We start from the raw sequence: 11,389 nt of genomic DNA, 5'->3' as shown, positions 1-11,389 counted from the left end.
GCAGCGCACCCTACGGTTAAGCACCACCCGGCGGATCGAGGGAACTCGCACATGCGTTGCGCAGGTCTATCTCACATCATTCAGCAAAACCGGAGGCACGAGATGGCCAAGCCATTGCATCTGATCAGCTACATCCTGCACAACCAGCCGCACAGCGTGGAGGTCGAGTCCGACCGCGAACAGCTCACGCCACACCAGGCGCGCTTCTACCTCAGTGCCCTGCACACCTTCGAGTGGCCCAACGAGTTCACCGATGTGCAGGTCACGCGCATCCTGCATTCGAAAAAAGGTGGCGCCACCCCGGCGCACCGTATCCAGAGTTGAACAGGCGCCTGGCGCCCTACTCCCCGTCACGTGACGGCAGCGGTACCTGCCAGATATCCCGGGCGTATTCGGCGATGGTGCGATCGGATGAGAACCAACCCATCCGCGCTGTATTGAGCACCGCCGAACGCCACCACTGCTCGGGCCGCTGCCAGCGTTTATCGACCTGGCGCTGGGCGTTCCAGTAGGCGTCGAAGTCGGCGCAGACCATGAAGTGGTCCTCGTACAGCAACGCATCCACCAGCCCCACGTAGCGCGCCGGATCGTCCGGCGAAAACACGCCGGCGCGGATAGCGCCGAGTGCGGCTTCCAACCGTTCCGAATCTGCCACGACATCGCCCATATCCAGGCCCAGGCGCTGCCGTGCAGCCACCTGCTGGGCGGTCATGCCAAAGATGAACAGGTTGTCTTCACCGACCCGCTCGCACATTTCCACATTGGCGCCGTCCAGCGTGCCGATGGTCAATGCGCCATTGAGAGCGAACTTCATATTGCTGGTACCAGATGCCTCCAGCCCGGCCGTGGATATCTGCTCGGAAAGATCGGCGGCAGGAATGATGGTTTCGGCCAGGCTGACGTTGTAATTGGGGATGAACACCACCTTGAGCAGCCCGCGCACCGTCGGATCGCCATTGATGGTGCGACTGATGTCGTTGGCCAGCTTGATGATCAGCTTGGCCTGGCGATAACTGGCAGCTGCCTTGCCGGCGAAAATCTTCACCCGCGGCACCCAGTCGGTGGTCGGATCGTTGCGGATGGCCTGGTACAGCGCCACGGTGTGCAGCAGGTTGAGCAGTTGGCGCTTGTACTCGTGAATGCGTTTGACGTGCACATCGAAGATGGCCGTGGTGTCGAGGTTGATACCCAGCAGCTGCCTGACCCGCGCGGCCAGCACCTCCTTGTTGCGCTGGCGGCATAGCGCGTACTCGTCGCGAAAATCCTGGCGGTCGGCGAACGGCTCCAGCGCCTGCAGACGGTCCTCGGGCTGCTGCAGAACCTGCTCGCCCAGTGCATCGACCAGCAGGTGCGTGAGCGCCGGATTGACCTGAAACAGCCAGCGGCGAAAGGTCACGCCATTGGTCTTGTTGTTCACCCGGTCCGGGTACAGCCGGTGCAGATCACGAAACACCGTGTCGCGCATCAGCCGCGTGTGCAGCGCGGAAACGCCGTTGATGCTGTGCGCGCCGAGAAACGCCAGATTGCCCATGCGCACGCGGCGGCCGTGGTCTTCCTCGATCAGCGACACCGCACGCAGCAGGCGAAAATCGTGAATGTCCTTGGCCCGTAGCGCATCGATATGCTCGGCGTTGATCAGGTAGATGATCTGCAGATGCCGCGGCAGCAAACGCTCCATCAACGCCACCGGCCAGGACTCCAGCGCCTCCGGCAGCAGCGTGTGGTTGGTATAGGCGGTGGTGGCGACGGTCAGTTGCCAGGCTTGCGCCCAGGGCACCTGGTGCTGATCGACCAGCAGGCGCATCAGCTCGACCACGGCGATGGCCGGGTGGGTGTCGTTGAGCTGAATCGCCACCTGCTGGGACAGACACTCAAGGTGGTCATGCAGACGCAGATGGCGATCGAGCAGATCCTGCAACGACGCGGAGACCAGGAAATACTCCTGACGCAGACGCAGCTCCTGGCCGGCCTCGGTATCGTCCGCTGGATAGAGCACGCGCGAAATGCTTTCGGCACGCACCTCGCCGGCCACTGCGCCGAAGTGATCGCCGGCGTTGAAACGGTCGAGCTGCAGGTTCTCCTCGGCGCGTGCGCGCCACAGCCGCAAGGTATTGACCGAGGCGCCGCGCCAGCCTACCACCGGCGTGTCGTAGGCGATGGCACGTACCGTCTCTTGCGGATGCCAGTGCTGGCGCGTGCCGCCTGCCTCGTCATCCAGCGTTTCCACACCGCCGCCGAAACCGATGCGGTAGGCCACCTCTGGCCGTTCGAACTCCCAGGGATTGCCGAAATCCAGCCAGGTTTCGGTCTGCTCGGCCTGCCAGCCATCGACGATCGCCTGGCGGAACAGGCCGTGCTCGTAACGAATGCCGTAACCATGGGCGGCCAGGCGTAGAGTGGCCATGCTCTCCATGAAACAGGCCGCCAGGCGGCCGAGGCCTCCATTGCCGAGCGCCGCGTCGGGCTCGACCTCCCGGATACGGTCAAGCTCCACGCCGAGTTCAGCCATGGCCTGGCGCGCCACATCAAGCAGGCCGAGATTGCTCAGGTTGTCCACCAGCAAACGACCGATCAGAAACTCCAGGGACAGGTAGTAGACGCGCTTGGCGCCCTGCCGCTCGACCTGGGCAGAGGACTCTTCCCAGCGGTCGATCATATGGTCGCGGGTGGCCAGCGCCAGTGCCTCGAACCAGTCATGGTCGAAGGCTTTGGCCGGGTCCTTGCCAACCGCATAGCGCAGTTTGGCCAGGATGGCCGCCTTGAACTGCTCGACTGCGCTGTCGGTCTGGGTTTGCGCTTCGCTCATCTATCCAGCTCCTCGCGCGCTCGCGCGTTGGATGGCCATGGCCGCAACTGCGTTGGCGGCGTTTCTTTTGTGGCCTTCGCAATGGCGATGAGTTCAGGGTTTTTCTGCCCTTTTCCCCGCTGATCAAAAAGCCTGAACTTCACCTTGGCGGCTCACCTCACAACTGATGAATGCCAATGTCGAGGAGAACATCATGCGAGCCATCATTCCCGGTCTGCTGTTAGGCGCCCTGGCCGCCGGCGACGCGCTGGCCGACGCCTGCTACGTCAGCACCAGCGCTTCCAGCGAAGCCATCCAGGAAGTTGAACAGGAGTTCTGCTACGAGTTCATCGGCATGAGCGATGGCGACATCGACTGGTCCTGCAATAACGAAGAAAGCGGCGGCATGATGAACAGCGAGCAGCGCAAGGTGGCCAGCTGCGCCGACGCCAGGCTGGGTAGCTGCGAAGCGGCGCTGACCCAGGAGACCCTGAGCAACCCCCGTTCCGGCGACGATGACCGCAGCAAACCACGGCCCGTCGTCCCCAACGATGCCAAGGTGATCACCCATTACTATCAGGCGGGCGACCTGGATCAGGTCCGCATCGACTGCGAGAGCTCTGGCGGCACCTGGCAGGCTCGCTGATGAGCGCATGCGACGGCCTGCTTCTGCTGCCTGGCGCAGCCCAGCACATGGCCCACGAACGCATGGTGCAGCGCCTGCTCGGTGAAAAGCTGGCGCAGTTGCTCGACTGTCCCTTCCTGGGACCTTACCAGCCCGGTATGTCAGTCAGCGGCCACCATTACTTCCTGCCCGAAGACACCCTGATCGGCGATGTCAGTGCCCTCGGCATCGAGGGACCAGAGGATTTCTTCGGTGGCCAGGTCGAGCACGCCTTTCTCGCCACCAAGGCGATCAGCCACCCTGCCATCCACGCGCCGCGCCATTTGCCGGCTGGATGGTCCGAGCGTTTGGCCCTGCAGGCAGATAGCGTCACCCTGCAGGGTTTCAGTGTCTTTGATCTGGAAGACGCTGCCGAGGCCGGGCAACGCCTGCTGCGTGACGGACCGCTTCGTCTGAAGCCAGTGGACGGCACCGGCGGCCGAGGCCAGCAAGTGGTGCGCACTCATCGTGAACTGGAACGCGCACTGGCTGGACTCGACGAGCAGCGCATACATGACCAGGGCCTGGTGCTGGAAGAAGACCTGCAGCAGCCCAGCACCTACTCCGTCGGCCAGATACAGGTGGCTGGCGTCACCCTGAGCTACCACGGCACCCAGCAACTGACCGACGACGGCCATGGCAACCCGGTCTATGGCGGCTCGCAACTGACGCTGGTACGCGGCGATTTCCTGGCGCTGATGGCGCTCGATCTGCCACGCACCGTGCGCCTGGCTGTACAGCAGGCACGTATCTTCGAGCTGGCGGCGCTGGAGGTCTACCCCTCGATCCGGGCCTCACGGCGCAACTACGACGTGGCGCAGGGGTTGAACGCGCGGGGCCAGTCGCGCAGCGGCGTGCTGGAGCAATCCTGGCGCGTGGGCGGTGCCAGCGCGGCGGAGATCTTCGCCCTGGAGGCGTTCATGCACGACCCGCAGTTGCAAACCCTGCAGGCCTCGACTCATGAATGCTATCAGGATGCGCCACCGCCGCCTGGTTCCATCTGCCTGTATCAGGGCCAGGAAAGCGAAGACGGCCCGCTGGCCAAGTATGTGAAGGTCGGGCCGTCATGAGTGCAAGCAGCCACAGCATCGACATTCCGGTGGACGACGAACACATCGCCGGCACCCTGCTGACGCCCCCGACCAAGGTCCCCGGCGTGCTCTTCGTGCACGGCTGGGGCGGCAGCCAGCAGCGCGACCTGGCGCGTGCCCGTGGCATCGCCGGGCTGGGTTGCGTATGCCTGACCTTCGACCTGCGCGGACACGAACGCAACATCGAGGCCCGGGAGCACGTATCACGCGAGCAGAACCTGGCCGACATCCTTGCCGCCTATGACCTGCTGGCCGCGCACGAGGCGGTGGACCCTGCGTGCATCGCCGTGATCGGCACCAGCTACGGCGGCTACCTGTCCACCCTGCTCAGCGCGCGCCGTCCGGTGCGCTGGCTGGCCCTGCGGGTTCCGGCCTTGTACTGGGACGAGCAATGGCAGTTGCCCAAGCGCCAGTTGGACGTCGCCCGCCTCGCCACCTATCGCCGCACGCCGCTGCGGGCTCAGGACAACCTGGCGCTCAGCGCCTGCGCCGAGTTTCGCGGCGATGTGCTGCTGGTGGAGTCCGAGCACGACGATTTCGTCCCCCACACCACGCTGATGAGTTATCGCAATGCCTTCGACAAGGTGCATTCGCTGACCCATCGCACCATGGCCGGCGCCGATCATGGCCTCAGCGACGACAGCCATCAGCAGGCCTACACAGCCATCCTGATCGACTGGGTCAGCGAGATGGTGGTGGGCGCTCGCGTGGGCAATTACCCGCATCATCTGGTGCGCTACTCCTGAATCGCCGCGTCACTCTCACAGCGGTTCAAATCGGGCATTCGCCCTTCAACCTGCAACAGGAGAACGACGATGAAAATCAGCAAGATCATGACCCGCAACGTCCGTACCCTCGCCCCCGAACGCAGCATCCGCGACGCGGCCATGTTGATGGCCGATATCGACAGCGGCGCGCTGCTGATCCACGAAGGCGACCGCCTGATCGGCATGGTCACCGACCGCGATATCGCCGTGCGCGCGGTGGCCGCTGGCCTGGACGGCAACACTCCGGTGCGCCAGGTGATGAGCGTCGACGTGCGTTACTGCTTCGATGATGAAGATGTCGAGCACGTGGCCGCCAATATGGCCGATATCCAGGTACGCCGGCTGCCTGTGCTCAACCGCGAGAAGCGCCTGGTGGGTGTAGTATCGCTGGGCAATATTGCCTCCGGCCACAGCCGGATGGCCAACGACACCGTGCTGCGTGGCGTGACCTCCGCTCACTGACCGGCAACTGCGACCTCTGTGGGAGGGACTTAGCAGTGATGCTCGCGGCTAAAGCCCCTCCCACTATGAGTCCGGCGCCTTATTTGGCCGGGGCAGAATCATCACTCCCAAGTACATCTCGGTCTCGGTGGGAGGCGCTTCAGCGGCGAGCCTTATTGCACAGGCCGCAGCACCAGCGTGCCCAACGGCGGCAAGTGCAAGTTCAACGAATCGGACTGACCGTGAGCGGCCATCTGCTCGCTGTGCAGCTCACCCTGGGTGCCGGCGCCCGAGCCGCTCCAGCAGCTTTCATCGGTATTGAGCAGCACCTGCCACGCGCCTGCACACGGCACGCCGACACGGTAGCCGTCGAGCACCTGCGGGGTGAAGTTGTGCACCACCAACAGTGGCCTGGCGCCCTCACCGCCCTTGCGCAGCCAGGCGAACACGCTGTTGCGCGCGTCATCGCCGATCAGCCACTGGAAGCCGCTGTCCTGATCATCCAGGCGGTGCAGTGACGGCTCTTCGCGGTACAGACGGTTCAGCTCGCGCACCAGTGCCAGGGTGGCAGCATGCTCGGGATACTGCAGCAGGTACCAATCCAGTTGCTGGTCGTGGTTCCACTCGCGCCACTGGCCGAACTCGCAGCCCATGAACAGCAGCTTCTTGCCCGGATGAGTCCACATCAGCGCGAGGAACAACCTCAGGTTGGCAAACTGCTGCCAGCGATCGCCCGGCATGCGCCCAAGCAGCGAGCGTTTGCCGTGCACCACCTCGTCATGCGAGATCGGCAGGATGAAGCGCTCGGAAAAGGCGTAATGCAGGCCGAAGGTGATCAGGTGATGATGGTGCAGGCGGTACATGGGGTCCTGCTGGATGTAGCTCAGGCTGTCGTTCATCCAGCCCATGTTCCACTTGTGACTGAAGCCCAGACCGCCCTCATGCACCGGCCGGCTGACGCCCGGCCAGGCGGTGGACTCCTCGGCGATCATCAGCGCGCCCGGCACCTCGCTGCGCACCACCTCGTTGAGATGCTGGAGGAATTCGATGGCCTCCAGGTTCTCGCGCCCGCCATGGCGGTTGGGAATCCACTGCCCTGCCTCACGCGAGTAATCGCGGTAGAGCATCGAGGCTACCGCATCCACGCGCAAACCGTCGATGTGGTACTCGCGCAGCCAGTACAGCGCGCTGGCCAGCATGAAGCCGTGGACTTCGGTGCGCCCGAGGTTGTAGATGCAGGTGTTCCAGTCGGGGTGAAAGCCCTCGAACGGGTGCGCGTATTCGTACAGCGCGGTGCCGTCGAACTCGGCCAGGCCGTGGGCATCGTTGGGGAAATGCCCTGGCACCCAGTCGAGAATCACGCCGAGGCCAGCCCGGTGGCAGCGGTCGACGAAGGCAGCGAAACGTTCCGGACTGCCGAAACGTGCGCTGGGCGCGAACATCGACAGTGGCTGGTAACCCCAGGAGCCCCCGAACGGATGCTCCATGATCGGCATCAGCTCGATATGGGTGAAACCCAGATCCTGCACGTAGGGAATCAAGCGCTCGGCCAGTTCATCCCAGTCGGGCGCACGGTCGTCCGCCCATTGCCAGGAGGCCGCGTGCAGTTCGTAGATCGCCAGGGGCGCTTGCGCCGTATGGCGCTGCTCGCGCTCGCTCATCCACTGTTTGTCCTGCCAGGCAAAGGCTTCGGCTCGCGGCACCCGTGAAGCAGTGGCCGGCGGCGCCTCGGTGGACTGCGCCATGGGGTCGGCGCGCAGCGGCAGGATGCCGTGCTCACCAAGGATCTCGTATTTGTAGCGTTCGCCCGACTGCAGCCGCGGGATGAACAGTTCCCACACGCCCGCCGGATAACGCAGGCGCATGGGATGGCGGCGGCCGTCCCAGTTGTTGAAGTCACCGACGACGGAAACGCGCCTGGCATTCGGCGCCCATACGGCGAAGCGCACGCCAGGCACGCCCTCATGCTCCACGGACGCCGAGCCCAGGCTACGCCACAATCGGCGATGGTTGCCCTCGGCGAACAGGTAAAGGTCGGTTTCACCCAACAACGGCCCGAAAGCATAAGGATCTTCGCTTTCCTGTACGCCGCCCGGCCAGTGAATACGCAGGCGGTAACGCTGGGCCTGGGGCAACTCCAGCTCGAACAGGCCGTCCGGGTCGCTGCAGCGCATGCGCCCCAGCGACATACCATCGCTGGCCAGCAGGTCCACGGCATCGGCGCCAGGGAGCCACACCCGCACCAGCGTTTCTTCGTCCTGAGCATGAGGGCCAAGGAAACTGAACGGATCGTCGTCCTCGGCGCGTCGCAGGCGTTCCAATCGGGTCTGGTTCACGTTCGCACTCCTGGTAATTGGCGAGCCAGATCCACCAGCCCCTGGAGCGGGACGTCGATCCAGTCGGGGCGGTGGCCGCTCTCGTAGACGATTTCGTAGACAGCCTTTTCCAGGCAGAACAGATCGAGGGCCGCGCCCTCGCCGTCGCGTTCGTGCCATTCGTGGGGCAGCCCGTTGGCGGCCAGACGATAGGCCTCGAGGAAGGCGCTGCATGACTGCTCGCGGTAACGCGCCGACACCTCGCGCACCACCTGCTGGGCATCCACCGCGCCTTCCACGCCACTGGCATTGCGTTGCGCCACGGCGGCGGCATAGTCGAAGGAGCGCAGCATGCCGGCAACATCCTTGAATGGGCTGTGGCGCTGGCGGCGGTCCTCCAGCGAGCGGTTGGGCTCGCCTTCGAAGTCGATGATGTAGGCGTCGCCCTGCACCACCAGCACCTGGCCCAGGTGCAGGTCGCCATGCACGCGGATGCGCAGGCCACCAACGGCCTGCGTGGCCAGGTGGGTGATGGCGGCCAGCAGGGGCTTTTCCCGGGCCAGGAGCCAGTCGAGCTGCTCGGCGTTGGCCGGGCTCAGGCTGTCACGTTGACGGCTCAGGGCCTGCAGAGCCTGCTGCGTTTGCCGGGTGATGGATTCGGCCCAGCGCGCGCTGTCCTGCTCGTCACTGAGCCGGTAACCGAAGTCCGCACTCTCCACCGGTCGTGCCAGCACCGCGTGCATCTCGCCGACGCGCTTGCCGAGCAGGCCGGCGAACTGCGCCAGTTCGCTCAGCGCATCCAGCTCGGGGGCGCTGGTACCGCCGGCCAGCGTGTCGCGCATGGCGCGATCGAGGGTATTGAGCGTCCATTCCCAGGCGTCGCCCTGGTTGTCCAGGTAACGCTGCACCACCATCAGGGTATGGGGCTGGCCCTGCTCGTCGACCCGCACTACTTCGCCAAGAAAAGGCGCGACATTGGCGTAGCCATGATCGGTGAGGAAACGGCCCATCTCCACTTCCGGATGGATGCCGGGGAAGCCGCGGCGCAGCAGCTTGAGCAAGAGTTGCTCGCCGATCAGCGCCGAGCTGTTGGACTGTTCGGCCGAGAGCAGTTTGAAATCGTTATCGTCGAGATTGTCGAGCGTCAGCAGCGCCGGCTCGGCGCGGAACTGCAGCTCGCCACCGGAGGTGCGCAGCACTGCCTGCTCGCGCAGCAGGCGCAACACCTGCCGGCTGAACTGCGGCAGGCTGAAGGCATCGGTCAACAGCTCCACCTGGCGGCCACGGCGCAGCCGGGCCAGCGCCAGTTGCTGCGGCAGATCGTTGCCCTCGGCACGCTCGGGCACCGCAGCCAGCGGCAGACGGTAATGCTCGACGCCGTCGCTGCCCTGTATCTCCACCTCGGCCAGCATGGGCGCATCGGCCTCCTCGGCCAGTGGCATGACGTAGAGCAGGCGCACGCCGTCACGCGTCGGCTGCTGGGCCGCGAACCAACGGCGCTTGGCCAGGTACAGCGGCAGCGACTCGCGCTCCAGGGTCTGCCGCGCGCGCTCGCCCATCAGCTCGCTGAGGGCGCGGCTGAGCACCAGGGTCTGCAGCTCCGGCATGCGCTCCACCGGCTTGAGGTGCCAGCTGGGCATCTGTGAAGCGTCTGCCAGGTAGAACCAGTAGAAGCCGTACGGCGGCAACGTCAGCAGGTAGGTGAGCTGGCCGATGGGCGGGAACGAGGCGCCGCCGATCATCTCCACCGGCACCCGGTCGCGGTAGTCGGCCAGTTCCAGCTCCACGGCCTGGGCCGCACTGGACAGGTTGGCCACGCAGAGGATGTGTTGCTCCTGACCCTGCTCGTTGCTGTAGCCGCGCAGGTAGGCGAGGATGCGCCGGTTGCTCGGGGCCAGCATCACCAGCGAGCCACGGCCGAAGGCCTTGTGCTGGTTGCGGATGGCGAGCATGCGCCGCGTCCAGTTGAGCAGCGAATGCGGATCGCGCGCCTGGGCCTCGACGTTGATGGTCTGGTAGCCGTACAGCGGGTCCATGATCGGCGGCAGCACCAGGCTGGCCGGGTCGGCGCGGGAGAAACCGCCGTTGCGGTCCACCGACCACTGCATGGGCGTGCGCACGCCGTCGCGGTCGCCGAGGTAGATGTTGTCGCCCATGCCGATCTCGTCGCCGTAGTACAGCGTTGGCGTGCCGGGCATCGACAGCAGCAGGCTGTTGAGCAGCTCGATGCGCCGGCGGTCGCGTCCCACCAAGGGCGCCAGGCGGCGGCGGATGCCCAGGTTGATGCGCGCACGGCTGTCGGCCGCGTAGTAATTCCACAGGTAGTCGCGCTCGTCGTCGGTGACCATCTCCAGGGTCAGCTCATCGTGGTTGCGCAGGAAGATCGCCCACTGGCAATTCGGTGGAATCTCCGGCGTCTGGCGCAGGATGTCGGTGATCGGGAAGCGATCCTCCTGTGCGATGGCCATGTACATGCGCGGCATCAGCGGGAAGTGGAACGCCATGTGGCATTCGTCGTCGTCGCCAAAATACGGCCGCGTGTCTTCCGGCCACTGGTTGGCCTCGGCCAGCAGCAGGCGATCCGGGTAACGTGCATCCAGCTCGGCGCGTATGCGCTTGAGCACGGCATGGGTCTCCGGCAGGTTCTCGCTGTTGGTGCCGTCGCGCTCGATCAGGTACGGGATGGCGTCCAGGCGCAGGCCGTCGACGCCCATGTCGAGCCAGAAGCGCATCACCCCGAGCACGGCGTCGAGCACCTTGGGGTTGTCGAAGTTGAGGTCCGGCTGGTGCGAGTAGAAGCGGTGCCAGAAGTACTGGCCGGCCACCGCATCCCAGGTCCAGTTGGACTTCTCGCTGTCGATGAAGATGATCCGTGTGCCGGCGTACTTCTCGTCGCTGTCGGACCACACGTAGTAGTCGCGCGCCTTGGAGCCCTTCTTCGCGCGGCGCGCGCGCTGGAACCAAGGATGCTGATCCGAGGTGTGGTTGATCACCAGTTCGGTGATCACACGCAAGCCGCGACGATGCGCTTCGGCGATGAAGCGCCGGGCATCGCTCAATGAGCCGTAGTCCGTGTGTACGCCGCGATACATGGCGATGTCGTAACCGTCGTCGCGCCGTGGCGAGGGGTAGAACGGCAGCAGCCAGAGGGTGTTCACACCGAGGTCGGCGATATAGTCGAGCTTGTCGATCAGGCCCTGGAAGTCACCGATGCCGTCGTTGTTGGCATCGAAGAACGACTTCACGTGGACCTGGTAGATCACCGCGTCCTTGTACCACTGCGGGTCATTGAGGAAGGTCTTGCCGGCGCTGCGCTTGGCCATGGT

At 64.9% G+C, this 11,389-nt stretch carries 8 protein-coding genes; 5 read left to right on the top strand and 3 right to left on the bottom strand.

Going from position 1 to position 11,389, the window contains the following annotated elements:
* Positions 1–102 precede the first annotated feature (102 nt).
* On the top strand, positions 103–324 hold the full coding sequence (locus BLR77_RS12955; RefSeq protein WP_074678365.1) for a hypothetical protein: 222 nt from the start codon (positions 103–105) through the stop codon (positions 322–324).
* Positions 325–340: 16 nt separating this feature from the next.
* Here BLR77_RS12955 and BLR77_RS12950 read toward each other — a convergent pair whose 3' ends face one another.
* A complete protein-coding gene (locus tag BLR77_RS12950) occupies positions 341–2,806 on the bottom strand; it encodes a glycogen/starch/alpha-glucan phosphorylase (RefSeq protein ID WP_074678363.1) in 2,466 nt (821 codons plus the stop codon).
* 193 nt (positions 2,807–2,999) lie between these two features.
* On the opposite strand from BLR77_RS12950, the gene BLR77_RS12945 reads away from it, so the two are divergent.
* The 4 genes from BLR77_RS12945 (at position 3,000) to BLR77_RS12930 (ending at position 5,769) form a co-directional block, all read left to right on the top strand.
* A complete protein-coding gene (locus tag BLR77_RS12945) occupies positions 3,000–3,431 on the top strand; it encodes a hypothetical protein (RefSeq protein ID WP_394328051.1) in 432 nt (143 codons plus the stop codon).
* Positions 3,431–4,519, top strand: coding sequence for a DUF3182 family protein (locus BLR77_RS12940; protein ID WP_074678359.1), 1,089 nt, complete (start codon positions 3,431–3,433; stop codon positions 4,517–4,519). The genes BLR77_RS12945 and BLR77_RS12940 overlap by 1 nt, the downstream gene beginning before the upstream one ends.
* Positions 4,516–5,286 carry an alpha/beta hydrolase family protein gene (locus BLR77_RS12935; protein ID WP_074678357.1) on the top strand — a complete coding sequence of 257 codons (771 nt, stop codon included), beginning with the start codon at positions 4,516–4,518 and terminating at the stop codon, positions 5,284–5,286. Before BLR77_RS12940 ends, BLR77_RS12935 begins: the two co-directional genes overlap by 4 nt.
* Before the next feature lie 69 nt (positions 5,287–5,355).
* On the top strand, positions 5,356–5,769 hold the full coding sequence (locus BLR77_RS12930) for a CBS domain-containing protein (protein WP_074678355.1): 414 nt from the start codon (positions 5,356–5,358) through the stop codon (positions 5,767–5,769).
* 152 nt (positions 5,770–5,921) lie between these two features.
* On the opposite strand, the gene glgB is transcribed toward BLR77_RS12930, so the two are convergent.
* Both glgB and treS read right to left on the bottom strand, forming a co-directional pair.
* On the bottom strand, positions 5,922–8,084 hold the full coding sequence (gene glgB, locus BLR77_RS12925) for a 1,4-alpha-glucan branching protein GlgB (RefSeq protein ID WP_074678353.1): 2,163 nt from the start codon (positions 8,082–8,084) through the stop codon (positions 5,922–5,924).
* Complete coding sequence (gene treS / locus BLR77_RS12920) at positions 8,081–11,386, bottom strand: maltose alpha-D-glucosyltransferase (protein WP_074678351.1); 3,306 nt, start codon at positions 11,384–11,386, stop codon at positions 8,081–8,083. The genes glgB and treS overlap by 4 nt, the downstream gene beginning before the upstream one ends.
* Positions 11,387–11,389 lie beyond the last annotated feature (3 nt).

The sequence above is a fragment of the Ectopseudomonas alcaliphila genome (genome assembly GCF_900101755.1).
Lineage (GTDB): Bacteria > Pseudomonadota > Gammaproteobacteria > Pseudomonadales > Pseudomonadaceae > Aquipseudomonas > Aquipseudomonas alcaliphila.
This window is presented reverse-complemented; position numbering and strand designations above follow the sequence as displayed.

Bases quoted from the DNA above. Each gene is read 5' to 3' on its own strand.
- BLR77_RS12955 (WP_074678365.1), top strand. From the start codon at position 103: ATGGCCAAGCCATTGCATCTGATCAGCTACATCCTGCACAACCAGCCG.
- BLR77_RS12950 (WP_074678363.1), bottom strand. From the start codon at position 2,806: ATGAGCGAAGCGCAAACCCAGACCGACAGCGCAGTCGAGCAGTTCAAG.
- BLR77_RS12945 (WP_394328051.1), top strand. From the start codon at position 3,000: ATGCGAGCCATCATTCCCGGTCTGCTGTTAGGCGCCCTGGCCGCCGGC.
- BLR77_RS12940 (WP_074678359.1), top strand. From the start codon at position 3,431: ATGAGCGCATGCGACGGCCTGCTTCTGCTGCCTGGCGCAGCCCAGCAC.
- BLR77_RS12935 (WP_074678357.1), top strand. From the start codon at position 4,516: ATGAGTGCAAGCAGCCACAGCATCGACATTCCGGTGGACGACGAACAC.
- BLR77_RS12930 (WP_074678355.1), top strand. From the start codon at position 5,356: ATGAAAATCAGCAAGATCATGACCCGCAACGTCCGTACCCTCGCCCCC.
- treS (WP_074678351.1), bottom strand. From the start codon at position 11,386: ATGGCCAAGCGCAGCGCCGGCAAGACCTTCCTCAATGACCCGCAGTGG.